We start from the raw sequence: 24,740 nt of genomic DNA, 5'->3' as shown, positions 1-24,740 counted from the left end.
GGACATTTCCCGCTTTTTTTGTCGCATCAAACAAACTATTTGGAGGTAACCCATGTTCAAAACACTATTCGAAAATGTACAGCAACAGACGCCGCTGGTCCACTGCATCACCAATTATGTCACCGTGAATGATGTCGCCAATGTCCTCTTGGCAGCCGGAGGGTCCCCGATCATGGCGGATGCCCCCGAGGAAGTCGTGGATATCACAAGCATCTGCACCGCCCTGAATCTGAACATCGGAACACTGAGTAGCCGATCCGTGGAATCGATGCTGTTGGCAGGGCGCCAAGCTAACGTGCTCTCCCATCCCGTCGTTTTGGATCCGGTCGGAGCGGGGGCATCCCCTTTCAGGACCGAAACGACCTTCAGATTGTTGAAGGAAATTGCTTTCACCGTGATCAAAGGGAACATTTCGGAAATGAAGACAATCCATTCCGGCAGCGGCACGACGAAAGGCGTCGATGCCGACATCAGCGATGCCGTGACCGAGGAGACGCTCGAGGCAACAGTCGCGTTCGCCAAACGATTGGCCGACCGGAATGATGCGGTCGTCGCGATCACCGGCGCAATCGATATCGTTGCGGACCGGGACAAAGCCTACATCATCCGCAACGGACATCCGCAGATGGCAAAGGTGTCCGGAACCGGCTGCATGCTGTCGGCATTGATCGCAGCTTATTGCGGAGCCAACTCGGAGGAGTTGCTGGAGGCCACTGCAGCAGCGGTATGCCTGATGGGAGTCAGCGGCGAGCTGGCTTACGAAAGGATGATCCGCAATGCAGCAGGGACGTCATCCTACCGTAGCTACATCATCGATGAAATCAGCAATATGTCGGCCGAAATACTGGAAGGGGGCGCTAAAATTGAGAGTAGATAAGAACGATTTGCTGCTTTACGCGGTGACTGATCGCCAATGGTTGGGGAACGCGTCCTTGGCGAAACAGCTTGAAGAAGCCATCCAGGCCGGCGTTACCGTCGTGCAATTACGCGAAAAAGAATTGGATTTCGATGCCTTTGTCGCCCTGGGCAAGGAACTTCAGGCCGTAGCCAAACGCCATAATATTCCCTTTATCATCAATGATGCTGTCGATGTAGCCTTGGCACTCGAGGCGGACGGTGTCCATGTCGGACAGAGCGATATGCAGGCCGGAGATGTCCGCAGCCGGATCGGCGAGGGGAAAATTCTGGGAGTTTCTGCGCATTCCGTCGAAGAGGCGCTGGCGGCGGAAAGGAACGGGGCCGATTATCTGGGCGTAGGTGCGATCTACGGGACAGCGACGAAGTTGGATGTCGACGCGCTATCGATCGAAACGCTGCAGCAGATCTGCCGGGCGGTGAGCATACCCGTTGTGGGGATCGGAGGCATTTCTGAAGGGAATATCCTCGAGCTGAAGGGCAGCGGCATCGACGGGATTGCCGTCGTATCCGCCATCTTTGCGCAGCCGGACATCACGGCGGCGGTGAAGAGACTGCGCCCGTTAGCCGAAGCGATGGTGCAACCATGAAACTGGAAGCAGCCATCTTCGATCTGGATGGGACGCTGCTGGATTCCATGCCGATCTGGCAGGGGCTAGGTAGAAATTACTTGCTTCAGAAAATGGTGCAACCGGCTCCGGGTCTGCAGGATACGCTGAAGGCGATGAGCCTGCCGCAAGCCGCACAACATTTTCAATCGGCCTATGGATTGCGTGAAGCCGAAGAGACGATCATTGGGGAAATTGAAACGCTTATTGCGGATTTTTACCGTTATGAAGTCCCGCTTAAAGCCGGTGCAGCGGAATATCTCCAGACATTGCAGGAGCAGAATGTGAAGATGTGCATCGCCACCGCGACCGAAAGGGATTTGGCTGAGAGTGCCTTGGAGCGTTTGGGCATCCGGGAATACTTCAGTACCATCCTGACCAGCAGTGAAGTAAAGGCAGGCAAAGAGGATCCGCTCATTTACCAACGGGCGGTCGAACATCTCGCGGCCCCCCTCACGAAGACCGTCATCTTTGAGGACGCCTTGCACGCCATCGAAACGGCAACGGCAGCCGGTTTCCGGGTAGTAGGCGTCTATGATGAGAGTGCCGCACAGGATAGGGAGCGCATCGAAGCGTTGACGGAGCAGTACATTTATTCATTTTCGGATTGGAAAGGATGAGCAAAAATATGAAAACAGTATTGACGATCGCCGGTTCGGACAGCAGCGGCGGAGCGGGGATCCAAGCGGACCTGAAGACGATGATGGCGCATAAAGTCTATGGGATGAGCGTGATTACGGCGCTGACGGCACAGAACACGACAGGCGTGGCCGGAATCATGGAAGTGACGCCTGAATTTGTGGCGCAGCAATTGGATTGCGTCTTCAAGGATATCCGGCCGGATGCAGTGAAAATCGGCATGGTGTCGAATGCCGCAATCATCAAAGTCATCGCGGAGAAGCTGATCGAATACAAAGCAGAAAATATCGTAGTGGACCCGGTAATGGTGGCTACAAGCGGCAGCAGCCTGATGCAGGACGATGCCAGCCAAGCTTTGCGGACTTTGCTGTTGCCATTGGCTGATGTGATCACCCCAAATGTGCCGGAAGGAGAGGTACTGAGCGGTGTCAAAATCGAGACGAAGGCGGATATGCTGGCTGCAGCGGACCGTATCGCTTCAGCAGCAAGAACCAGTGTGCTTCTGAAAGGCGGCCATCTCAAGGACAGCGCCGACGATCTGCTCTTTATGGACGGAAAAGCCAGTTGGTTCGAGTCGGAACGGATCGAAAACCCGAATACGCACGGCACCGGCTGCACGCTTTCTTCAGCCATCGCCGCGAATCTGGCTTTAGGCCACGGAATGGAAGAGAGCATCCGCCAAGCCAAAGCCTACATCACCGGTGCGCTCCGCGACGGACTGGATCTGGGCAAGGGCAGCGGCCCGCTTAATCACGCTTATCGCATCAACTAAAAAAGAAAACAGGCGCGAGCGCGCTTGTTTTCTTTTTTAGGCTTTAGGTTTGCGATTGTAGCCGCGTTCCCCGAAAGGTTGCTTGTCGCTCAGCCATTTTTCCTCCAGTTGTCCCAAGGCCTTCTTCTCGTTGAAGGAAGGGTCCTCGCTCTTTTCCAGCACTTCCAAAATCGTAAAGGTGAATGCCTCCTGCCCGAATTGGTTCCAATCGGCTTGGAGTTCCTTATTGTTGTTCGCCCCCATGTTCAAAATATGTTTCATGCCGTTCAAGGTCTTCAGGTTTGGGGTTTTGCTGATGAAAATCTTTTGGTTTTCGGTGTTCTTTACTTCGTAAACGCCGGCTTCAATGGGAACCTCTTCAAATTGGCGCCGCAGTTCTTTTTTCTGTGCCATTTCGCTTCCAACTCTCTTTCTGGATTTACTCAAAAGCATACGCAAATTTTGATATTCCGTCAATTGCCATCATCCAAAGGGAGAGACAGCAATGGATAAAAACTGGATGATAAAATCAAGTACATTAACAAAGGTTTTATATCCTAACGTTCGGAAATAGAAGAATAAACAAATCGAAAACTAGTGAATTCTTTCCAAATTCTAAATAAAACCTCATTATTCTGTCGTTTTTGTTTGTTATAATTTTGATTATAGTGAACATTCGGAATTTTGAGTTTTTGCGTAATAGTGGGTTACACCGCTATTGTCTGCATCCAGTTCATATTCGCGATCGAAGGGAAGATGGAAGATGGGATTACTATTATTCGATTTTGACGGTACCTTGGCAGAAACATGCAAAATTAGCGAAATGGCTACGATGGATACATTTGAACATTTCGGCTATCCCGTTCCAACCCCTGAGCAACTGCGTGAGGATAGAGGAAAGCCCCATTTTGTGAAGTTTACCGGCTATCTGAAGCAATGTGCACTCTCTCCGGTCGAGATTGATAAGCTGATGGAAGTCTTTTGGGACAAATACGAGAAATATGAAAATATGCTGTTGGAACCATACGATTTATCGCGGGAGTCCTTAATGGAACTGAAAGGGAACGGACACCATCTGGGCGTGATTTCGAACAAAGCAACCAAGGCTTTGTTGCGCAGTCTTGCTGCAGTGGATCTGTTGGACCTGATGGATGTGGTCATCGGATTGGATAACATGAACCAGCACAAACCAAATCCGGAAGGCATCTTCACCTCCTGGGAGAAAATCCCGATGGCGAAAGAAGAGACCGTCATGATCGGTGATACCATTTATGACATGCAGATGGGGAAAATGGCAGGCATAAAGACCATCGGCATCACTTGGGGCGGAAGTTCCGCCCCAACTTTGCGCGCGGAAAATCCCGATCGCATCGCCAACTCCTTCGTCGAACTGGAAATCATTATAGCAAGTCTGCTTGATGCTTGAAATAGATTTTAAAAAGCCGCTGTCCCTGAAGGGATAGCGGCTTTGTGGCGATTATAGAATAGTTTTGCTTTCGTTTTGTTTTGCTTGTTTGATGAAGTCCTGCATTTCGGATGCCAACGCGGTCCTCAAAGCAGTCAAATCTTGTGTGAGCAACTGTTTTACTGAAACAATATGAACCCCATTGATGAAGACATCCGATACATTCCCGGCATGTGCGGAATAAACCAACACGGCATAAGGATCGAATATTGGAAACATATTTGCCGAGTCCGTTTCAATGAGGACAATGTCGGCCTTCTTTCCTGTTTCCAGCGAACCGATCTTGTCGGCCAAGCCCAAAACTTCGGCTCCTCCGAGCGTTGCCAAGCGGACGATATCCCGCGCCGGGAAAGCTGCGCGATCCTGCAGATGGGTTTTATGGAAATTGGCGAACATGCGCATTTGGGTGAACAGATCCAATGTATTTCCGCTGCTTGGCCCATCTGTGCCTAGCCCAACCCGGACACCTGCCTCCAACATGGCATTTACAGGTGCGACGCCTTTGGCAGATTTCGTATTTGCCCCGATGCAGTGAGCAACGGCTACGTTATTTTTCTTCAAAAGGCTGATGTCTTCCGGTGTGACTAGAATGCAATGTGCAGCTATAAGCCGGTCGCTCAAGACACCTAGCTCATCAAGGAAGGCTACCGGCGTTTTTCCGTATTTTTCCTGGAAGTAGCGGATTTCGTAGTCCATTTCACTCAGGTGCAAAGTGATCGGAACACCGTATTTTTCCGCGATGGCAGCTGCCTGCTGCAAAGCTTGCGGGCTGTTCGTATTGGGAGCATGAGGGGCAATGGCAGGAATAATCAAATCATGGTTTAGCCATTTTGGGATGAATGCTTCCGCGTAGCTCAAGCCGCCATGCGGTTCGGTTGTGTCGCAAGTTACGAAGTCAATGACTGTTTCCCCCAAGATGGCCCGCGCCTTCATTTCATCCGCTGCCTGTGCCAATTCATCTTCAAAATAATACATATCCATGAAGGTGGTCACGCCTGCCAACTGCATCTCGGCGATGGCATATTTCCCGCTTTGATAGGCTAAATTTTTGGTCATGCAGGCTTTTTCCAAAGGAAAGAGAAAACGGCGTAGCCGATCCGGCGTATCGTCGCCGAGGGAGCGGAAGGGAATCATGCCGATATGGGTGTGGGTATTCACCATGCCGGGCATGGCGATGGCATTCCTTCCGTCGATCATCCGATCATAGTCAGCATTCGGTTGCTGTTCAGCAGGTCCAACAGCAAGGATTCGGTCATCTTCGAAAAGGATAAAGCCTTTTTCAAAGACATCATAATCCGGGTTCATCGTCAGCACAGTGACGTTTGTTATGAGTGTTTTCATATTTCCCTCGCAATCAACGGAATGGCTGCATGGGTATGCACATCCATCATGCCATAGTCAGTAATTTTGATGGCCGGTGACACCGGTAAAGATAAGGTCGAGAAACTCATGATTTCGTTGCTGTTCCTGTATCCCAAGGAAACCATTGCGGAACGGACAGCTTGAAGTTGGTGGCCCAATGTCTGGATCGGAATATCACTCAAAATGCCGCCGATCGGAAGCGGGCAGGATCCGAGAATGTTTCCGCCCTGAACAACGATATAGCCACCATGCAGGGAAAGAAGTTCATGTTGGGCAGCAAGCATATCCTCTGCATCGGTCCCCATCACCATCAGATTGTGGTGATCATGCGCCCAAGTCGTTGCGACTGCGCCTTTTTCCGTCAACGCATTTTCGACCAAGCCGAAGCCGATATTTCCGTTTTTTCCGTATCGTTCCATCACAACGATAAGCGCCAGTCCGCTACTTTCCCAGTCCAGATGCCCATCTTTCACCGCAAGTTCACGTTGAACCAGGCCGGTGAAGGTGCCTACTTGTTGGATCTGGATGACATTGCAGCTGACTGAGGCATCCGTGGTTGCTACCGGGATCCTCAGGTCGTCAGCAGTCAATTTTTGGCAGCGGACGGAGTCATAGAAGTGCGCCGGAAAAATCGGCTTTTCAGCAGGATAAGCAATGGATGCCCCTTTTGTATGTACCATTTTTCCGTTTTTATAGACCGTATTTATCTCAAGTGTCGCCAAATCATCCAACAATATGAAATCTGCTTTGAAGCCGGCAACGATAGCCCCTCGGTCCTGGAATCCCATTCGCCTTGCTGGTGTATAAGTCGCGCAGTAAATGGCCTGTTCAATCGGCATGCCGGCTGCGATGGCAGCACGGACATTGGCATTAAGATGACCATCCAGCAGGTCATCCGCCATGATATCATCGGTGATGATTGCTACATATTCATAGAAATTATGTTTCTCTATGACAGCCATGTTTTCCGGGGTGATGGATTTCTTCTGGAACTCCAGGAACATCCCGTTGCTGATTTTTTCATAAATCGATTCAGGGCTTTGGTGGGTATGATCCGCTGTGATGCCAGCATACATGAACTTCGCCAAGTCCACGCCAGAAACGCGCGGTACGTGCCCTTCCAGCGGCATAAACGGCTTCTTTAGCTGCGTTTCCCTGAGGATCTGACGGATCAAAGAGTCGGGCTCACTGGTGATGCCTTTGAAATTCATGGCTTCCCCAAGGGCGATGACACGCGGATTATTCAATAGGTTGAGCACTTCAGCCACCCCAATAAATCCGCCTGTTGTCTCAAGTTCGGGCGTGGTGGACGGGACAGATGACGGAATCGCGTAGTAGATATCAAGGGTGGTATCTTCCGCGAAAAAAGCCTCCATGCCTTCCAATCCAAAAACGTTGGTTATCTCATGAGCATCGGCAACAACGGTAGTGACGCCATAAGACAGAGCTGCTCCCGAGAATAGGGAAGGGGGGATCATGGAACTTTCGATGTGCATATGGATGTCGATCAATCCGGGAATCACATATTGCCCGGACGCGTCCACCGTTTCTTTCGGTTGCAGCGGTTGAAGGTCTTCAGCGCTGATATAGTAGAATTTTTCACCCGTGATGGCGATATTTTTCCGTTCGAAAGTCTTCAGGAAACTGTTGAAGACGGACGCATTTTCGATGATTAGGTCGATTTGCATAAGAGCCTCCTAAATTGTTCTTTTCACTATTATAGAATAAGGGATACAGGAAAAGCCACGGCTGCGCCGTGGCTTTTGGCTTTGCTTATTGGTTCAGTGTTTTATTCCATTCTGCGATCCAAGCTTCGTAATTTTCGTTTACGAAAGCGAAGTCGATTGCTTTAGCGCGCTCTGCAACGGCGCCGTAAGTTTTGTTCATTGCTGTAGCTTCATCCAAAACGACCTCTTTGTTTGTTGGTGCTTCGTTCAACGAAATGGCAGTCACTTCCTGCAGTTCTTTGCTCAATTTCCAGTTGATGTAGGCATAGGCTAATTCTTTGTTTTCAGAGTTTTTGTTGACGTTCAATGTGTTGAAGTTAGCGTATGTGCCTGATTCAGGGACGACGTATTGCACATCCGGATTTGAACCTGAAATGATCGGATAAGCGAAGTCACCAACCACTGCGGCAACAATTTCACCTGATTGGAACATGTTGGCCAAGTCAGAAGATTTTGTATAGGTTTTGACGATGTTTGGTTTAAGTTCAGTCAAAGCCTCGAATGCAGCCGTACCATTGTCGGTTGTGATGTCTGTTCCTTTGAAGTCACTTGCGACATAGATCATGGCTGGTCCGAAAGTAGTTGTGATGTCTGGGATGGAGATTTTTCCTGCCAAAGAAGGATCCCAAAGGTCAGACCACTCATCGATTGTCATGCCTGCGGCCGCTTCATCATAGATGATGCCGATGCTGTTGACGGTGTAGGCTGGACCTGAGCCATCTTCAGTCAATTCTTTTGCGCTATCGATCAGATTTGCGATATTCGGTACTTTTGTTGCATCCAACGGCTCGAATAGATCTTCAGTTACACCAGACGTCGCATTGGCTTGGGATAATTCGATGACATCGATGCTGTTGTTCGGGTTGTTTTGGAATTTTGTGAAGCGCTCGCTGCTGTTTCCAACTTCGGCAACGATAGTGATGCCATTTTCTTCTTCAAATGGTGCGAAAACGTCAGAACGGATGACATCTTCTCCGATTGCGAAAGTCGAAACAGTCAATTGGCTGCTTTTCTCTGAGCTGGCTTCAGCCGAGCTGTCCGCTGTGCTGCCGCCATTTCCGCATGCTGCCAAAAGTGCTGTACTTGCTAAAGATAGGCTGATCCATTTCCAATTTTTCATTTGATAAAACCCCTTTTTCTATTTTTTTGTTATTACACTAAAACAATTTTGGAAGGCGGCAAGTACAAATTCACCTTGTCGCCGGCTTGATGTGCAGCTTCATTGGTTCCGTTCACTAGCAGTTTTCCTAGTGGCGTTTCCACTTCATACTGGTAGCTCTTGCCTAGAAAAGTACGGACCAGGACAGTCCCCGCTATTGTATTGCTGGATTCTTCAGCAAAGGTTCTAAGGACAATGTCGTCCGGACGGATTGTCCCTGTGACTTTTTCGCGATCAGTCGAACGAGTTGTGCTGAAAATAGAGCCATCCGCTGCAGTGAAAGTGTGTGTCCCTGTTGTGGAAAGCGCGATAAAGTTTTCAAATCCGATGAAACGTGCGACAAACTCGGTGCTCGGGTTGCTGTAGATTTCTTCCGGTGAAGCGAATTGCTCGATTACACCTTTGTTCATGACAGCAACTTTGTCCGAAATCGAGAAGCACTCCTCTTGGTCGTGCGTGACGAATACGGTAGTGATTCCCAATTGGCGCTGGATCCGCTTGATTTCGATGCGCATGGAGATGCGCAGTTTTGCATCAAGGTTGCTCAATGGTTCATCCAGCAAAAGCAACTTAGGTTCGATGACCAAGGCACGCGCCAAGGCGACACGTTGGCGCTGTCCTCCGGATAATTGTTTCGGATAGCGTTCGGCAAACTCAGTAAGGCCTGTGACTTCCAGCATTGCCGCAACTTTTTGATCGATTTGTTCTTTCTGTTCTTTACGCAGTTTCAAGCCGAAGCCGACATTTTCTCTGATGGTCAAATGCGGAAAAAGCGCATAGGATTGGAACACCATCCCAAAATTCCGCTTGTGCACCGGAACTTTCGTCAAGTCGGTCCCATCTACAGCAAAGGTCCCATCATTGGGTTCGATCAGCCCTGCAATGACGCGTAGGGTAGTTGTTTTTCCGCAGCCGGATGGCCCTAATAAGGAAACCAATTCGCCTTCTTCCATCGCAAGGTTCAAATCTTTCAGAATATTATTTTTTCCGTCATAACTGACACGGATATCATTTAAATCAACAAAAGCCATTTATGCATGTTCCTCCTTCGTAGTTAAAAAAATCAGGTGATCGAGGACAATCCGAGCGTTTTTTCGATCAGGTACATCAACACGATCGTTGCCAACATCAAAAGTACCGAAAGGGCCGAGACGGTCGGATCATAGTTATATTCAACGTAACTCATCAAAGCAGTCGGTAATGTAGAAATCCCAGGACCTGATAAAAACTGAGAAACAGGAATATTATTGAAGGAATTGATGAATGCCAACATGAATGAGGCGAATATGCCTGATGTAATGTTCGGCAGAATTACTTTGAAAAAAGCCCCCGCTTTCGTGCTGCCTAATGTCCAAGCGGCTTCTTCAATCGAGAAATCCAACTGTTCCAGGCTACCTCCTACGACGCGGATGATGTAAGGCAGGCTGACCAAAAAGTGTCCCAACAAGAGACCTTGGAAAACAGGCAACTGCAGGGTGATGACAATGAACTGGAACAGCGAGTAGCCGACAACGACGCCGGGTATGATGGTCGGCGAAAGGAAAAAGTTTTTCAACCACTCACGGCCCATGAAGTTATTGCGGGATAAGGCATAAGATGCGGGAACTCCGACTAGGAGTGCCAGGATGGTGGCAGAGAATGAAATCTTTAGACTCAACAGGAAGCTGTTCACGAAAGCGGCATTTTCGAAGACGTTTGCATACCATTTGAAAGAAAATCCTTCAATTGGGAATTGGATGGTCGGGTTCTCGCCGAAAGAAGTGACCACAATAATGAACAAAGGGATGAACAGGAATGCATAAATCATTGAAACAAAGAATGTAAGCCCCTTTTCTTTACGCATGTTGTTCATCACCTCGCTTATCGATGACGGATGCGATCAGATTGAAGATCTTCATGATGATCAGAGTAGTTACAATCATGATCAGTGCGATGACGCTGGCATTTGTCCAGTTGCCCAAGGTCATGGCATTTTGGTACAGGAATGTCGACAGCATCATGTTTTTGTTTCCGCCCAATAATTGCGGCGTCGTATAGGCGGTCAATGTTCCTGTGAAAACCAGGATGCTGCCAACGATGATGCCCGGTACGCTCAATGGCAGGATCACCTTCAGGAAGGCGGTCAAACGATTAGCACCCAGAGTTTCTGCTGCCTCCATGATTTCGGTATCGATATTTTCGATGATCCCGACCAAGGTGATCACCATCAGCGGGAGGAACAGGTAGATTGATCCGATTGTGATCGCGAATTCGCTGTAAAGCATAGGGATCGGTGAGTCGATGATGCCTGTGTTCATCAAAAGGTTGTTGATTACCCCTTTTTGGCCCAAAATATTGATCCAGGCGAAGCTGCGGACAACCGAATTGGTCAAAAGCGGAAACAAGACCAACGCCATCATCAAGCTGCGGAATTTTTTATCGACTCTGGCAATATAATAGGCAACAGGTACACCAAGCAGCGCGCAAAAGAAGGTGACAATCAACGAAATCCGCAACGTGCGCATGAAGATGCTCACATTATAAGAGTCCTGAAAAAAAGCGCTATAGGATGCGAAAGTCAGGTTGCCATCAAAAAATGTCGGCCAAATAATGGAGACCAATGGCAACACGAGAAAGACGATCAGCAGGATGAATCCCGGTGCGATAAGCATGTACGGGATCGATTTTGACGACATGCAGTAATTCCTCCTTTTTAGTGAACAACCTATTTATATTATCCGGGTTTGGAGGACATAGAAAGGATGTTTGGAAATATCCAACCACTAACAAAAAATAATATAGTGCCGATTATATAGAATCGTTCGGCTTATTTCAAGGATAAAGCGAACAAATTAGAAAAAACTAATGTTGAAAGTTCGTGTTTTGTTCATTTTGTCTGGTCAGTTATAAATTTTTCAGCTTTTTTGACAATGTTCGATTTAATCCTAACCATCAGCACAGCGATTTCTGATAAATGTTCGCGTTTGCCGCAATCAGGCTGACGCACTGAAAGAGTAGGACGAGAGTTTCCGTTTCAATCAAAAGATTGCTCAGTAAGAGAAACTACAAGAATCCCTTGTACAGACCGCTCTTTCAGGATAAAGTAGAGAGGTAGAAAAACAGACGAAGCCAATGATGAAAGGAAACACCTATGAATCCAGAACAATTTGCCGAGGCCCTTGCCGAAAAAGGGATCCTTTTGAATGAAACGCAACTCGAACAATACGCAACCTATTTGCGCCTATTGCGCGAATGGAACGAAAAAATCAACCTGACGGCCATCACCGAGCCGGATGAAGTCTATCTGAAGCATTTCTATGACTCCATTTCATTGGGATTCCATATGGATTTCACTGAAGAAGAAGTCACGCTTTGCGATGTGGGTGCTGGTGCCGGATTCCCGAGCATCCCCCTCAAGATTGCCTTCCCTAAATTGCAGGTGACGATCGTGGACTCATTGAACAAACGGATCACCTTCCTGGAGACGTTGGTTGCCGAATTAGGTTTGACGGGTGTCTCCTGTTTCCATGATCGTGCAGAAACCTTTGGACAGAACAAGAAATTCCGTGCCCAATTCGATGTGGTGACGGCTCGTGCGGTCGCGCGCTTGAGCGTCCTGAGCGAACTGTGTCTGCCTTTGGCCAAAAAAGGCGGTACTTTTGTCGCGATGAAAGCGGCAAGCACGGAAGAAGAGCTCCGCGATGCAGAGCGCGCCATCGCAACTCTGGGCGGCAAACTCGAAGAGGATATCTTTTTTGAACTGCCGAATGATGCAGGCGAACGCCATATCGTGAAGATTAAGAAAACGAAAGAAACACCGAAGACCTACCCTAGAAAAGCCGGGACACCGAACAAAAATCCATTGTAAATCGGAAAAGGAACGGCCCGACCATCTGCTTCTTTGCAGGCAGGCCGGGCTTTTTGGGTTTGAGCTGCGATCATAAAGCGATTTTATGGCATCGGTTTTATCTATCCTATATTTTTCCAAATTTTTTTGTTACAATAGTCTGGTAAAGTTATAGCCTTTTTTATAAATAGACATACTGAGCGATAAATGATGATTCATTTTGAAGAAATGCGTAGGAGAAAAGGCGCAGGTATCGTTTTTTCTCTTTTTTTAGGCAAAAAAGTAGAACGGCGGTACAGCAGCTTCAAATGAAAGAAAGAAAGTGGAGGAGAATAGATGGCACGGATTATTGCAGTCGCAAATCAGAAAGGCGGCGTCGGAAAAACGACGACCACCGTCAATTTAGCAGCTTCTTTGGCCTACTTAGGCAAAAAAGTGTTATTGATAGATAGTGATGCCCAGGGGAACGCCACCAGCGGACTCGGCATTTCAAAAGCAGATGTTGAAAAAGATATATATGATGTATTAGTGAACCAAGAGCCCATCGAGAATGTCATCAGAGAATCCTCACGGGAAAATTTATGGGTCGTGCCGGCAACCATCCAATTGGCAGGAGCCGAAATCGAGTTGACGAATCAGCCGCATCGTGAAGCGCGCCTTTATGAGGCAGTGCAGTCGTTGCGTGACGAATACGACTTCATTTTCATCGATTGCCCGCCATCGCTGGGGCATTTGACGATCAATGCCTTCACTGCCAGTGATTCGGTATTGATTCCGGTACAGTGCGAGTACTACGCCTTGGAAGGGCTGAGTCAACTGTTGAACACCTTCCGCTTGGTTCAGAAGCATTTCAATAAGGACCTGAAATTGGAAGGGGTATTATTGACGATGCTGGATGCCCGGACGAATCTCGGCTTCGAGGTCGTTGATGAGGTCAAAAAATATTTCAAAGAAAAAGTATACAAGACAATCATTCCACGAAATGTCCGCTTATCGGAAGCGCCAAGCTATGGACAATCGATCGTTGACTATGATATCCGTTCAAAAGGAGCGGAAGTTTATCTTGAGTTGGCAAAGGAAGTGTTAGCAGATGGCGAATAAAAACAGCAAAGGGCTAGGACGTGGCATCGACGCGCTCTTCAGCAACTTTGAAGATATCGAGAAGATTGATGAAACGACAGAGAAGGTACAGGAGATTCCTTTAGACGAAATACGTCCCAACCCTTACCAGCCACGAAAAACCTTCGATGACTCGACTTTGCGGGAATTGGCTGATTCGATCATGCTGAACGGTGTCATCCAACCGGTCATCCTGCGTCAATCCAGTGTGAAAGGCTATGAAATCATTGCAGGCGAACGCCGCGTCCGCGCGTCCCGCTTGGCCGGCAAAACAACAGTCCCGGCAATCGTCCGGGAATTTGACGAAACAGCAATGATAGAAGTCGCCATTCTGGAAAATCTCCAGCGGGAAGATCTGACTCCGCTGGAAGAGGCAGAAGGCTACCAAACCTTGATGAACAAGCTGAGTCTTACGCAAGTGGATGTAGCCCAAAGATTAGGCAAGAGCCGTCCATACATTGCCAACCACCTGCGTTTGTTGAATCTGCCGCAAGATGTCAAGCGGATGCTGCAAGAGGGATTGGTCTCCATGGGGCAAGCCCGTACGCTTTTAGGCTTGAACGATGAATCATTGATCAGCGAATTAGCGAAACGTGCTGCCGAAGAAGGCATCACTGTGCGCCATCTGGAATTGCTGGTCCAACAACTGAATAATCCCGGAGACGTCGTTAAAAAGACAACCAAGAAGAAAAAAGAAACGAAGCCAGTATACATCAAAGAGAGCGAAGAACGCTTGATGGACAAATTCGGGACATCCGTACAAATATCCAGCAAGGGCGAAAAAGGCAAAATCGAGATCGAATACCTTTCTCCAGCGGACCTGACCCGGATTTTGGATATCCTGCAAATTTCCCTGGACGATTAAGAATAGACGAAGACATCAGAAAGAGGTGTAGCTAGCCTTGGTACAACAAGATTATGGATTGCATGATGTGGTGGAAATGAAAAAGCCGCATCCCTGCAAAAACAACTCATGGGAAATCATCCGAATGGGTATGGACATCCGGATCAAATGCCTGAAATGCGGGCAGATGGTCATGATGCCACGCCGTGAATTCGAGAAGAAAATGAAAAAAGTACTGACTAAGGCAGAAGAAACTGTCGAATAGGTCTTTAAAGGAATAAATAAAAGCAATATAAGTGGAAAGAGTGTGAAGAAATGTCATTAACAGCAGGAATCGTAGGATTACCGAACGTCGGTAAATCCACTTTGTTCAACGCCATCACCAAAGCGGGAGTGGAAGCCGCAAACTACCCATTCGCGACGATCGATCCAAATGTCGGAGTGGTCGAAGTTCCCGATGAACGTTTGAATAAACTAACAGAATTAGTGAAACCCAAAAAAACCGTCCCAACAACTTTTGAATTCACGGATATCGCCGGAATCGTAAAAGGCGCAAGCAAAGGGGAAGGTCTGGGGAACAAATTCTTGGCCAACATCCGTCAAGTGGATGCCATCTGTCATGTTGTCCGTTGTTTCGAAGACGACAACATCACACACGTCAGCGGTAAAGTGGATCCATTGGATGATGTCGAAACCATCAACTTGGAATTGATTTTTGCGGATTTGGAATCCATCGAAAAACGCTACACACGCATTAGCAAAATCGCTCGCACGAAAGATAAGGATGCTGTCCGCGAACTGGAAATCCTGGAGAAAATCAAGACGACTTTGGAAGAAGGTAAATCCGCACGCACAATCGAATTCACACCTGAAGAAGAACCGCTTGTGAAAAGCCTGTTCCTTTTGACGACAAAACCTGTTCTTTATGTCGCAAACATCTCGGAAGAGGACGTAATAGCCGGCGGAGACAATGAAATGGTGAAAATTGTCCGTGATTTTGCAGCGACAGAAGGCGCAGAGGTTGTTACCGTCTGTGCCCGTATCGAAGAAGAAGTTGCTGAATTGGATGATGAAGAAAAAGCTGAATTCCTATCGGAGTTGGGCATCGAACAATCTGGGCTTGATCAACTGATCCAAAAAGCTTACACGCTGCTTGGCTTGGGAACTTACTTCACGGCAGGCGAAAAAGAAGTCCGTGCCTGGACATTCAGGCTAGGGATGAAAGCACCGCAGACAGCCGGAATCATCCATTCCGACTTCGAACGCGGGTTCATCCGTGCCGAAACAGTTTCTTACAATGACCTGTTGGCCTACGGCAGCATGCAAGCAGCCAAAGAAGCAGGGAAAGTAAGACTTGAAGGAAAAGACTACGTAGTCCAAGACGGCGACGTAATGGAATTCCGCTTTAACGTATAAGAGTGTGATGAATCCTGAGTTCAGAGTTTGAGCACTAACGAAGGTCAGGACCAAGCAGCCCGGTTTTGGCTGAGTGGGCCTGAACAGCGTTAGGCGGAGAACTCTAGGATTCAGAACCGTTCTATAAAGCATGCCGCATGTAATCAAGGGAGGATTTACCATTGGAAGAAACGAAGAGCGTTGCACAAATGAAGGTCGAAAACAAAGCCTTATGGCAGAGTTTGACAAAGAGAAATGAACAATACATGCTGGGGCTGGACAGAACCTTGAGAGCTGCAAACCTGGAAGATGGACGCAGAGAGGAAATCTACAACAAAATGATGCGGGAATTGTTGGAAGCCCAAAAAACCGGTAAAACTGCCCGCCAATTATACGGCACAGTGTCTGAGTGCGCATCAAACATCCTGGTCAATCCGACAGACAACGAACTGAAAGTACGTTCGACTGATTGGTTGATCGCTTTGGATGGCGGCTTATTGCTGGGGTCTCTTTTCGCGATGATTTCAGGGGTCTCCTTGCTGACAAACAGTGGAGAAGACGTAATCGGAATGGGTCTGATCAGCTTGATCCTGAACTTTATCGTAGGCGGCATCGCCATGCTCATCATCTCCAAATACACACCGAATCCGGATGCACCAAAAGGTGAAAAAGGCTTCGGGAAATATATCTTTGCGACGACGGGCGCTATGTTGCTTTGGATGCTCATCATGACTGTTTCCATGATGCTTATTCCAGCCACAATCAATATCGCTTTGCCTGCATGGTTGTACCTTGGGATCGCTGGTGTAGGTTTTGGCGCAAAAGTATATCTGAAGAAAAAATATCATATCGTGGGCGGCATTTTGTAGGCCGTCAGGTGGTGGAGGCCGAGATGCAAATAAAACTTGTATCTCGGCTATTTTCGTATATTGACAGAAAAAAACTGTATATGAATCCCTGAATGCAAACGCAAGTGCCAATTCCGAACGTTACGGCAGTCGCGAATCAACAGCATTCGATAAAAACGCTTCTATATGAGAATTTTATGATAAAGGGAGGTTTGCGCTTGACGTAGGTTGTTGGTGGTGGTATTTTAGATGATAAAAATCAGCACAAAATAAAAAGGAGTGTTCATCGAAAATGTCAAATTGGGAAACAAAATTCGCTAAAGAAGGTTTTACTTTTGATGATGTATTATTAGTCCCGGCTGAAAGCCATGTATTACCTAACGATGTGGATTTATCGATTGATTTAGCTAAAAATTTACACTTGAATATTCCTATAATAAGCGCAAGTATGGACACTGTAACCGATGCAGCAATGGCAATAGCAATGGCTCGCCAAGGCGGCTTGGGCGTCATCCACAAGAACATGACCATCGAAGCGCAGGCTGAAGAAGTGCACAAAGTAAAACGTTCCGAAAGTGGCGTCATCATCGACCCATTCTTCCTGACTCCTGATCACTTGGTTGCTGAAGCAGAGAATCTGATGAGCAAATACCGCATCAGCGGCGTGCCTATCGTTAACGATATGGAAGAGCGCAAGTTGGTAGGGATTTTGACGAACCGCGATCTGCGCTTCATTGCAGATTACCAAGTTCCGATCGGCGATGTCATGACCAAAGAACATTTGGTTACCGCTCCTGTAGGGACTTCTTTGAAAGATGCTGAATCCATTCTGCAAAAATACAAAATTGAAAAACTGCCTTTAGTCGATGAAACCGGCCGTCTGGCTGGCTTGATTACGATCAAGGATATCGAAAAAGTAATCGAGTTTCCCAATTCCGCAAAAGATGCACACGGCCGTTTGATCGTTGCGGCTGCAGTGGGTGTGACAAGTGATACATTCGAACGCGCCCAAGCCTTATTAGATGCAGGTGCAGATGCAATCGTCATCGATACAGCGCATGGCCACAGCGCCGGCGTTATCCGTAAAATTAAAGAAATCCGCGAACAATTCCCTGAAGCAACCTTGATTGCCGGAAACGTAGCGACTGCAGAAGGAACCCGCGCACTGTTTGATGTCGGGGTCGACGTAGTCAAAGTCGGAATCGGACCGGGCTCCATCTGCACGACTCGTGTCGTAGCCGGTGTCGGTGTTCCTCAGATAACAGCTATCTATGATGCTGCAAGCGTAGCGAGAGAATACGGCAGAGCCATCATCGCTGACGGCGGAATCAAGTATTCGGGAGACATCGTCAAAGCTATGGCTGCCGGTGGACACGCAGTCATGCTGGGCAGCATGTTGGCTGGTACGGATGAGTCTCCGGGCGAATTTGAAATTTTCCAAGGCCGCCGTTTCAAGACTTACCGTGGTATGGGCAGTCTGGCAGCGATGGAAAAAGGCTCAAGCGACCGTTACTTCCAAGGCGGCGTAAATGAAGCGAAGAAAATGGTGCCGGAAGGTATCGAAGGTCGTGTAGCCTATAAAGGGGCAGCCAGCGATATCATCTTCCAATTGCTCGGTGGTGTCCGTTCCGGTATGGGTTATGTCGGTGCAGCTAATTTGCAAGAGCTTCGTGATAATGCGCAATTCATCAAGATGTCCGGTGCCGGATTGATCGAATCCCATCCGCATGACATCCAAATCACAAAAGAAGCACCAAACTACTCCATCCAAAGATAAAAATGCAAGAAATCAAAATGTCCGGGACACTGTTCCCGGGCATTTTTTTTATGTTCACGCTTTGTTGGAGCTTTCTGATATAATTAAAATGGAATTTCTTTATGCTTCCTTAAGCAAAAATTTAGAAGAATTTGGTACGATGAGGGAAAATATATATTTTGGGGAAAGGGTTGTCCTAATATGAATAAAGTTTTGATCGTCGATGACGACAGGGAAATCGTGGATTTACTGAGCATCTATTGCAAAAATGAAGGGTATGATCCGATCAAGGCTTATGACGGCACCGATGCTTTCCGCAAGCTTGAGGAAAACGTGGACATCCAATTGATCATTTTGGATGTGATGATGCCAAAAAAAGACGGCATATCGGTGGTGAGGGAGCTACGGGAACAGAATAACCCGATCCCGATTCTGATGTTGAGCGCCAAATCCACAGACATGGATAAAATCCAAGGGTTGACGACAGGTGCGGACGATTATGTTTCCAAGCCATTCAACCCGCTGGAAGTAATGGCCCGCATCAAATCGCTATTGCGCCGGACGAATATGCAGGTGGATGCTTCAGAGCTGGACTCGATTGAGATAGGCCCGCTGATCATCAAGAAGGATTCCCATGAAGTCAAGACACTGAACGGAAAGAGCATCCAATTGACCGCGCTGGAATTCGGCATCCTGCATTTATTGGCGAGCCATCCGAATCGCGTCTTCAGTGCCGATGAGATTTTTGAACGTGTTTGGCAACAGGAAAGCATCGTGTCGGCCAAAACCGTGATGGTGCATGTGAGCCATCTTCGCGATAAAATTGAAGAGGCTACAGGCGGCGAGAAAGTCATCCAGACAGTATGGGGTGTGGGCTATAAGATTGGGGAATAGCCAGACCTGCATGCAGGCTGGCCTGAGGAAATCAGCTGAGTCGGGAGGGTGCAGCTTTGTTTAACAAGTTGAAGAAGAAAGAATTGAGTGAACTCGTTTTTGAAGGGGCCTTGACGCTCGGCATCGTTTATCTGCTCTACATCGGGATGGAGCTGATGTTCAACCGACTGGTCGCGACCCCTCCCGCTTTCTTGAGGGAAATTCCCTCCTTAAGACGATTCGTAATGGTGGTTGACGCATTTTTGACCATTTACGATAATGTTTTCCAATGGATAGCGGCGATTTTTGCGGCCATCTTCACCGGTTGGCGTTTGGCCAGGAGATACAAGCAGATGCAGCTGACGCATATCCTGGACGAGTTGCATTATATCGCAGCGGGGCACTTCGATCATCGGATTGACGCAAACAATGCCGGCAGCTATGTTGATGTTGTGGACAGCATCAATACGCTGGTGGAGAGCACGGTCCAAGCGATGGCAGAGGAACGGAAAATTGAGCAATCGAAAGATGAATTAATCACGAACGTCAGTCACGATATCCGCACCCCTTTGACTTCCATCATCGGCTACCTAGGATTGATAGAGGACAAGCAATTCACGAGTGAAGAGGATGCTTTGCGTTATATCCATATCGCTTATACAAAGGCACTGCAGATGAAGGTGCTGGTCGATGATCTTTTCGAATACACGAAAGTGCGGCAACCGACGACTCCGCTGCTGTTGAAGACAATCAATATCGGGAACTTTTTGGAGCAGATCGTCGCGGATTATGAACTGGAGTCGCGCAAACGCCATATGGAGACCGAAGTGATCATGAAGACGAGTCCTTTGATGATCGAAATGGATGTCGATAAAATGGCCCGTGTCTTCAATAATCTCATTTCCAATGCCCTCAAGTATGCGCATGGCGGCACTTGGGTACATATCGAAGCGGAAAAGATAGGTTCTGAGGTGATTGTTGCCGTGAAAAATAACGGGGAACGTATCCCTGAAGAATCGCTGCAGGAATTGTTCGGTCGCTTCTATCGGGTGGAAAATTCCCGTTCGAAAGAGACCGGCGGGACCGGACTTGGGCTGGCGATCGCCCAAAGCATCGTCACGCTTCATGGCGGGTATATCTATGCGGAATCGGATGAGGTGGAAACTAAATTCGTGCTGCATCTCCCTTTGAAACAGACTCCGCCTGTCAATGAATAAGGAACGTACGCTTTCTGGGTACGTTCCTTTTTTTGGTTGTCTTTTCACAGTATTTCCGCTAACATAGAAGGGTGTATGAACCGAACGATATGACTGATTGGAGATAACTACAGACAATGATAACTATAAAAAACAGAAAAATGATTATGGGAACACTATCGGCTGCTTCTGTATTGGCGAACAGCTTGTTTGCAGCACCGGTTGCTTTGGCTGCTGAACAACCTTCTGTCGATGCGAAAGCAGCTTTCGTGATAGAAGATGAGACCGACAAAGTGCTTGTCAACCAAAATGGGGAAGAAGCGCTGGGCATAGCCTCAATGACAAAGATGCTGAGCATCTACTTGATACTGGAAGCCATCGAAGAAGGCAAATTGACTTGGGACAAGCAAATCACCGTCAGTGATTATGTCTATGAAGTCAGCCAGAACTACAATTTTTCGAATGTACCTTTGCGTCAGGACATCACTTATTCTGTGGAAGAATTGTACCAATCCGCATTGATCTATTCTGCAAATGGTTCGACGATTGCTTTGGCAGAAGCTTTGGCTGGTTCCGAAGCGAAATTCGTCGATCTGATGAAGGCTCAGTTGGATGAGTGGGGAGTAGAAAACTATGAGATCTATAATGCAACCGGCTTGTCGAACAGCGATATGCCTGAAGCACATCTTTATCCAGGTGCATCGGCTGATGGATACAACAAAATGACTGCGCGCGGGGTCGCGATGGTTGCGGATCATCTGATCGATGATTACCCTGAAGTTTTGGAAACGACTGCCGTTCCGGAGTTGGCTTTCCAAGCGGGAACCTCCGATGAAATCTTGATGCACAGCTACAACTTGATGTTGCCTGGTATGTTTTATTACCGTGAAGGTGTGGACGGTCTGAAGACCGGAACAACGCTGGAATCCGGAGCATCCTTTACTGGTACCGCAATGCAAGATGAAATGCGGATCATCACCGTGGTCATCGGCGCTGATGAGAGCACCAAACGCTTTAAAGAAACAGGACGTTTGATGGACTATGTCTTCTCGACCTTCGAGAAGACGACGGTAGCGGCAAAAGGCGATGCTGTTTCCACGCAAGAACCGATTACCGTGGCCAAAGGGAAGCAAACTGAGGTCGGGCTTGTCTACAACGCAGACCTTGTGACCGTTACCGAAAAAGGTGCTGAAGAGCTCGCGCTTACAACTGTTTTCACACCGGCGGAAGAGAGCCTGAATGAGGACGGCGAGATTGAAGCGCCTATCGAAAAAGGCACAGAAGTCGGATCCGTCGCTGTGACGGTCGAAGGCGATGAGTTGGGCTATCTGGATGGAACGACTTCCGAGGATGTCAATGTCGCAGTGGCAAGCAGCGTCGAGAAAGCCAATATCTTTGTGCGCGGCGGCCGCGTTGTCGGAGACTTGTTCGGTAAAGCTTGGCAAACGGTATCCGATTTTGTCGGAGGATTCTTTGACTGATCCGGAATAGATGCAAGCTAATCTGGACCGGCTGCTTTGTTGACAGCATAGGGTTTGTTCAGTAAAATGAGTGTATCGAAGCTTAGTCTAATTGAATAGAGAAAGCCATGCATGTGACCAGTAAATGGTGTGAAGCGCCCCAGAGAGTCAGTGGTTCGGTGAGAACTGACCCTTCACCTGTTGAATCCCCACATGAAGCGAACAATGAAAACAAGAAATTGACTAAATTGTTCCGGATCCGTCCGTTAACGCAATGAAGCGCAGCCAGACCTATTTGGGATTGGCTGAAGTTGGGTGGTACCGCGAACGTTAAAGCCATTTCGTCCCAGATTGTTCTAGGGATGGAGTGGCTATTTTTGTACACATAATGAGGAGGAAAGCATATGTTGGATGTAAAATTTTTGAGGGATGGATTTGAAGCCACTGCAGAAAAGTTGGCTGGACGTGGTGTGAAAACGGAAGAATTGGCGACGTTCAAGGAATTGGATGCGCAACGTCGGGAAAAAATCGTTGAGACGGAAAACTTGAAGCAATACCGCAATGGCGTTTCCCAGGAAATTGCGCAATTGAAACGCAACAAAGAGAATGCGGATGATAAGATTGCCGAAATGAAAGAAGTCGGCGATAAAATCAAAGCATTGGATGAAGAACTGAATGAAATCGAAGAGAAGACGACCTACATCGCAACAAGATTGCCTAACTTGCCGCATGCCTCCGTTCCAGTCGGTGCGGACGAAGAGGACAACGTGGAAGTAAGAAGATGGGGGACGCCACGCGCGTTCGATTTCGAACCGAAAGCCCACTATGATATCGCCGAGGCATTGGATATCTTGGATTTTGAACGTGGCGCTAAAGTGACCGGAAGCCGTTTTGTCTTCTATAAAGGCCTAGGAGCTCGCCTGGAACGCGCTTGCTACAACTATATGCTGGATTTGCATACCGAAGAACATGGCTACACGGAAATCATCCCTCCCTACATGGCGAATGAAGCTTCCATGTTCGGTACCGGACAATTCCCAAAATTCAAAGAGGATGTCTTCCAGTTGACGGATGAGCGCAATTTCACGCTGATCCCTACAGCAGAAGTTCCTTTGACGAACTATTACCGCGATGAAATCATGAATGAAGCGGAACTGCCTGTCTATTTCACGGCGATGAGTCCGTCTTTCCGTTCTGAAGCCGGAAGCGCAGGACGCGACACAAGAGGCTTAATCAGGATGCACCAGTTCCATAAAGTGGAGATGGTGAAATTCAGCAAACCGGAAACTTCCTATGAAGAATTGGAAAAAATGACGGACGATGCTGAAGCTGTACTGAGAGGCTTGAACCTGCCGCACCGCACCATCACTTTATGTACGGGTGACATGGGCTTCTCCGCAGCCAAAACTTATGACATAGAAGTCTGGATCCCAGCTCAAGATACCTATCGGGAAATCAGTTCTTGTTCAAATACGGAGGCATTCCAAGCCCGCCGCGCGAAAATCCGTTACCGCAACGAAGAAACAGGGAAACTGGAATTTGTGCACACGTTAAATGGCTCAGGGTTGGCTGTCGGCCGCACGGTGACTGCGATACTTGAGAATTATCAAAACGAAGACGGTTCCGTCACGATCCCTGATGCACTTGTACCATACATGGGCGGCATCACGAAAATAACCAAAGAAAACGCAAGCAACAAACGCTGATCGCAAGCAAGATATGCGAGTAAGCTTTTGGTCATGTGATACAATCATTTCAGACGAAAATGCGTACGAAAGGAATGATAAAAGTGACAAAACCAAGATTGGAAAAAGCTACTTTTGCCGGGGGATGTTTTTGGTGTATGGTCAAGCCGTTCGATAGCCTTCCGGGCATCGAATCAGTTGTTTCCGGCTACACGGGCGGACATAAAGAGAATCCGACCTATGAAGAAGTGTGCACCGGAACAACCGGGCATACGGAAGCCGTCCAAATTACATTTGATCCAGCTTTGTTTCCGTACAAAGATTTAGTGGAGGTATACTGGCAGCAGACAGATCCTACCGATGCCATGGGTCAGTTCGTAGATCGCGGTGCTTCTTACCGTCCGGTTATTTTTTATCATTCACCGGAACAAAAAGAGATAGCAGAAGCTTCGAAACAAGCGCTGCAGGATAGCGGGAAATTCACTAAACCAATCGTGACTTCCATCGAACCGGCACAACCGTTTTATGCGGCAGAAGAATATCATCAGGATTTCTACAAAAAAAGCAGTGCGCATTATCATGGGTATCGTTCCCATTCAGGCAGAGATTCGTATATCGAATCGCATTGGGAAAAGTAGAAAGCTTTCTTAGACAACAAATAGTAAAGAAGAGTCCTTCCGAAGAAATCACTTTGGTAGGGCTCTTCTTTTTTGCTGCCAATAGCAGTATTGGCCTATTCCAAGGAGGTTTTAATTTTAGCATGCGACAAAAAAAATAAATTATCAAAAAAGACTTGCCAAAAACCACTAGCACAGGTATGATTGATATTCGTTGACCGGCCAAACGGACAACCGTAAAAAGTATCCACGTCTGTTGATGCCGTATGAACTTTCAGACCAATTCATAAAAATAACATTTTTTGAAAAAGTTGTTGACAAATTGGTTCCGCAAGTGGTATTATATAGAAGTTGTCACGTGAGAGCGTGCGACACATTAGACCTTTGAAAACTGAATGAAGAATGAACGAACCAAATGTGCAAGGAGCTTAGACTTCGGTCGAAGCAAACGAAGACGATACGTAGTATCGCAAACATAAAGTCAGCAAAAAATTA

24 protein-coding genes and 1 other annotated feature are annotated in these 24,740 nt (G+C 47.7%); of the genes, 17 read left to right on the top strand and 7 right to left on the bottom strand.

Features of this window, described 5'->3' with window-relative positions; all coding sequences use genetic code 11:
* Positions 1-52 precede the first annotated feature (52 nt).
* The 4 genes from thiM to thiD are packed head-to-tail and all read left to right on the top strand — an operon-like array spanning position 53 to position 2,934.
* Positions 53-877: a hydroxyethylthiazole kinase gene (gene thiM, locus WBM30_RS03745; protein ID WP_424899445.1), complete on the top strand. Its 825-nt coding sequence runs from the start codon at positions 53-55 to the stop codon at positions 875-877.
* The gene (thiE, locus tag WBM30_RS03740) at positions 864-1,505 is read left to right on the top strand and encodes a thiamine phosphate synthase (RefSeq protein WP_424899444.1); all 642 of its coding nucleotides are present in this window, start codon (positions 864-866) and stop codon (positions 1,503-1,505) included. Before thiM ends, thiE begins: the two co-directional genes overlap by 14 nt.
* Positions 1,502-2,143: an HAD family hydrolase gene (locus WBM30_RS03735; protein WP_424899443.1), complete on the top strand. Its 642-nt coding sequence runs from the start codon at positions 1,502-1,504 to the stop codon at positions 2,141-2,143. The genes thiE and WBM30_RS03735 overlap by 4 nt, the downstream gene beginning before the upstream one ends.
* Positions 2,144-2,151: 8 nt before the next feature.
* Positions 2,152-2,934 carry a bifunctional hydroxymethylpyrimidine kinase/phosphomethylpyrimidine kinase gene (thiD, locus tag WBM30_RS03730; RefSeq protein ID WP_424899442.1) on the top strand — a complete coding sequence of 261 codons (783 nt, stop codon included), beginning with the start codon at positions 2,152-2,154 and terminating at the stop codon, positions 2,932-2,934.
* A gap of 36 nt (positions 2,935-2,970) precedes the next feature.
* Here thiD and WBM30_RS03725 read toward each other — a convergent pair whose 3' ends face one another.
* Positions 2,971-3,327, bottom strand: coding sequence for a GIY-YIG nuclease family protein (locus tag WBM30_RS03725; RefSeq protein WP_424899441.1), 357 nt, complete (start codon positions 3,325-3,327; stop codon positions 2,971-2,973).
* A gap of 349 nt (positions 3,328-3,676) precedes the next feature.
* Here WBM30_RS03725 and WBM30_RS03720 point away from each other — a divergent pair, with 349 nt between their 5' ends.
* On the top strand, positions 3,677-4,339 hold the full coding sequence (locus WBM30_RS03720) for an HAD family hydrolase (RefSeq protein WP_424899440.1): 663 nt from the start codon (positions 3,677-3,679) through the stop codon (positions 4,337-4,339).
* Between the two features lie 51 nt (positions 4,340-4,390).
* On the opposite strand, the gene WBM30_RS03715 is transcribed toward WBM30_RS03720, so the two are convergent.
* The 6 genes from WBM30_RS03715 to WBM30_RS03690 all read right to left on the bottom strand — a co-directional run bounded on the left by WBM30_RS03715 (position 4,391) and on the right by WBM30_RS03690 (position 11,301).
* Positions 4,391-5,719 (bottom strand): amidohydrolase, encoded by a 1,329-nt coding sequence (locus WBM30_RS03715; protein WP_424899439.1) that lies wholly within the window; start codon positions 5,717-5,719, stop codon positions 4,391-4,393.
* Complete coding sequence (locus WBM30_RS03710; RefSeq protein ID WP_424899438.1) at positions 5,716-7,428, bottom strand: adenine deaminase C-terminal domain-containing protein; 1,713 nt, start codon at positions 7,426-7,428, stop codon at positions 5,716-5,718. The genes WBM30_RS03715 and WBM30_RS03710 overlap by 4 nt, the downstream gene beginning before the upstream one ends.
* Positions 7,429-7,513: 85 nt before the next feature.
* On the bottom strand, positions 7,514-8,587 hold the full coding sequence (locus tag WBM30_RS03705) for an ABC transporter substrate-binding protein (RefSeq protein ID WP_424899437.1): 1,074 nt from the start codon (positions 8,585-8,587) through the stop codon (positions 7,514-7,516).
* Positions 8,588-8,619: 32 nt separating this feature from the next.
* On the bottom strand, positions 8,620-9,657 hold the full coding sequence (locus tag WBM30_RS03700) for an ABC transporter ATP-binding protein (RefSeq protein WP_424899436.1): 1,038 nt from the start codon (positions 9,655-9,657) through the stop codon (positions 8,620-8,622).
* Between the two features lie 32 nt (positions 9,658-9,689).
* Positions 9,690-10,469 carry an ABC transporter permease gene (locus WBM30_RS03695; protein WP_424899435.1) on the bottom strand — a complete coding sequence of 260 codons (780 nt, stop codon included), beginning with the start codon at positions 10,467-10,469 and terminating at the stop codon, positions 9,690-9,692.
* Positions 10,462-11,301, bottom strand: coding sequence for an ABC transporter permease (locus WBM30_RS03690; protein WP_424899434.1), 840 nt, complete (start codon positions 11,299-11,301; stop codon positions 10,462-10,464). The genes WBM30_RS03695 and WBM30_RS03690 overlap by 8 nt, the downstream gene beginning before the upstream one ends.
* 455 nt (positions 11,302-11,756) lie before the next feature.
* Between WBM30_RS03690 and rsmG the strand changes: the two genes are divergently transcribed.
* From rsmG to msrA, 12 genes are all read left to right on the top strand, one after another.
* Positions 11,757-12,473: a 16S rRNA (guanine(527)-N(7))-methyltransferase RsmG gene (rsmG, locus tag WBM30_RS03685; RefSeq protein ID WP_272161924.1), complete on the top strand. Its 717-nt coding sequence runs from the start codon at positions 11,757-11,759 to the stop codon at positions 12,471-12,473.
* A 315-nt stretch (positions 12,474-12,788) separates the two neighbouring features.
* Positions 12,789-13,553, top strand: coding sequence for a ParA family protein (locus tag WBM30_RS03680; protein ID WP_424899433.1), 765 nt, complete (start codon positions 12,789-12,791; stop codon positions 13,551-13,553).
* The gene (locus WBM30_RS03675; protein WP_424899432.1) at positions 13,543-14,436 is read left to right on the top strand and encodes a ParB/RepB/Spo0J family partition protein; all 894 of its coding nucleotides are present in this window, start codon (positions 13,543-13,545) and stop codon (positions 14,434-14,436) included. The genes WBM30_RS03680 and WBM30_RS03675 overlap by 11 nt, the downstream gene beginning before the upstream one ends.
* Before the next feature lie 37 nt (positions 14,437-14,473).
* Entirely contained in the window at positions 14,474-14,680 is a 207-nt protein-coding gene (locus WBM30_RS03670; RefSeq protein WP_086628836.1) for a DUF951 domain-containing protein, read from the top strand.
* 50 nt (positions 14,681-14,730) lie between these two features.
* Positions 14,731-15,831 carry a redox-regulated ATPase YchF gene (gene ychF, locus WBM30_RS03665; protein ID WP_424899431.1) on the top strand — a complete coding sequence of 367 codons (1,101 nt, stop codon included), beginning with the start codon at positions 14,731-14,733 and terminating at the stop codon, positions 15,829-15,831.
* Positions 15,832-15,992: 161 nt separating this feature from the next.
* Entirely contained in the window at positions 15,993-16,679 is a 687-nt protein-coding gene (locus WBM30_RS03660; protein WP_424899430.1) for a DUF1129 domain-containing protein, read from the top strand.
* 271 nt (positions 16,680-16,950) lie between these two features.
* Positions 16,951-18,435: an IMP dehydrogenase gene (gene guaB / locus WBM30_RS03655; protein ID WP_424899429.1), complete on the top strand. Its 1,485-nt coding sequence runs from the start codon at positions 16,951-16,953 to the stop codon at positions 18,433-18,435.
* Positions 18,436-18,615: 180 nt separating this feature from the next.
* Positions 18,616-19,308, top strand: a complete 693-nt coding sequence (locus WBM30_RS03650) for a response regulator transcription factor (RefSeq protein ID WP_424899428.1) — start codon at positions 18,616-18,618, stop codon at positions 19,306-19,308.
* A 56-nt stretch (positions 19,309-19,364) separates the two neighbouring features.
* On the top strand, positions 19,365-20,504 hold the full coding sequence (locus WBM30_RS03645; protein ID WP_424899427.1) for a sensor histidine kinase: 1,140 nt from the start codon (positions 19,365-19,367) through the stop codon (positions 20,502-20,504).
* 116 nt (positions 20,505-20,620) lie between these two features.
* A complete protein-coding gene (locus tag WBM30_RS03640; RefSeq protein WP_424899426.1) occupies positions 20,621-21,964 on the top strand; it encodes a serine hydrolase in 1,344 nt (447 codons plus the stop codon).
* A gap of 98 nt (positions 21,965-22,062) precedes the next feature.
* Positions 22,063-22,295: a binding site (T-box leader), on the top strand.
* A gap of 52 nt (positions 22,296-22,347) precedes the next feature.
* Positions 22,348-23,649 (top strand): serine--tRNA ligase, encoded by a 1,302-nt coding sequence (gene serS, locus WBM30_RS03635; protein ID WP_424899425.1) that lies wholly within the window; start codon positions 22,348-22,350, stop codon positions 23,647-23,649.
* Positions 23,650-23,723: 74 nt separating this feature from the next.
* Complete coding sequence (gene msrA / locus WBM30_RS03630) at positions 23,724-24,266, top strand: peptide-methionine (S)-S-oxide reductase MsrA (RefSeq protein ID WP_424899424.1); 543 nt, start codon at positions 23,724-23,726, stop codon at positions 24,264-24,266.
* The last annotated feature ends 474 nt before the right edge of the window (positions 24,267-24,740 follow it).

Source organism: Trichococcus sp. (assembly GCF_049684335.1).
Lineage (GTDB): Bacteria > Bacillota > Bacilli > Lactobacillales > Aerococcaceae > Trichococcus.
Note: the sequence above shows the minus strand (reverse complement) of the source record. Positions and strands in the feature narration are given on the sequence as shown.

Coding starts and splice junctions, on each gene's coding strand:
- thiM (WP_424899445.1), top strand. CDS start 53: ATGTTCAAAACACTATTCGAAAATGTACAGCAACAGACGCCGCTGGTC.
- WBM30_RS03735 (WP_424899443.1), top strand. CDS start 1,502: ATGAAACTGGAAGCAGCCATCTTCGATCTGGATGGGACGCTGCTGGAT.
- thiD (WP_424899442.1), top strand. CDS start 2,152: ATGAAAACAGTATTGACGATCGCCGGTTCGGACAGCAGCGGCGGAGCG.
- WBM30_RS03725 (WP_424899441.1), bottom strand. CDS start 3,327: ATGGCACAGAAAAAAGAACTGCGGCGCCAATTTGAAGAGGTTCCCATT.
- WBM30_RS03720 (WP_424899440.1), top strand. CDS start 3,677: ATGGGATTACTATTATTCGATTTTGACGGTACCTTGGCAGAAACATGC.
- WBM30_RS03715 (WP_424899439.1), bottom strand. CDS start 5,719: ATGAAAACACTCATAACAAACGTCACTGTGCTGACGATGAACCCGGAT.
- WBM30_RS03710 (WP_424899438.1), bottom strand. CDS start 7,428: ATGCAAATCGACCTAATCATCGAAAATGCGTCCGTCTTCAACAGTTTC.
- WBM30_RS03705 (WP_424899437.1), bottom strand. CDS start 8,587: ATGAAAAATTGGAAATGGATCAGCCTATCTTTAGCAAGTACAGCACTT.
- WBM30_RS03700 (WP_424899436.1), bottom strand. CDS start 9,657: ATGGCTTTTGTTGATTTAAATGATATCCGTGTCAGTTATGACGGAAAA.
- WBM30_RS03695 (WP_424899435.1), bottom strand. CDS start 10,469: ATGCGTAAAGAAAAGGGGCTTACATTCTTTGTTTCAATGATTTATGCA.
- WBM30_RS03690 (WP_424899434.1), bottom strand. CDS start 11,301: ATGTCGTCAAAATCGATCCCGTACATGCTTATCGCACCGGGATTCATC.
- rsmG (WP_272161924.1), top strand. CDS start 11,757: ATGAATCCAGAACAATTTGCCGAGGCCCTTGCCGAAAAAGGGATCCTT.
- WBM30_RS03680 (WP_424899433.1), top strand. CDS start 12,789: ATGGCACGGATTATTGCAGTCGCAAATCAGAAAGGCGGCGTCGGAAAA.
- WBM30_RS03675 (WP_424899432.1), top strand. CDS start 13,543: ATGGCGAATAAAAACAGCAAAGGGCTAGGACGTGGCATCGACGCGCTC.
- ychF (WP_424899431.1), top strand. CDS start 14,731: ATGTCATTAACAGCAGGAATCGTAGGATTACCGAACGTCGGTAAATCC.
- guaB (WP_424899429.1), top strand. CDS start 16,951: ATGTCAAATTGGGAAACAAAATTCGCTAAAGAAGGTTTTACTTTTGAT.
- WBM30_RS03650 (WP_424899428.1), top strand. CDS start 18,616: ATGAATAAAGTTTTGATCGTCGATGACGACAGGGAAATCGTGGATTTA.
- WBM30_RS03640 (WP_424899426.1), top strand. CDS start 20,621: ATGATAACTATAAAAAACAGAAAAATGATTATGGGAACACTATCGGCT.
- serS (WP_424899425.1), top strand. CDS start 22,348: ATGTTGGATGTAAAATTTTTGAGGGATGGATTTGAAGCCACTGCAGAA.
- msrA (WP_424899424.1), top strand. CDS start 23,724: ATGATAAAAGTGACAAAACCAAGATTGGAAAAAGCTACTTTTGCCGGG.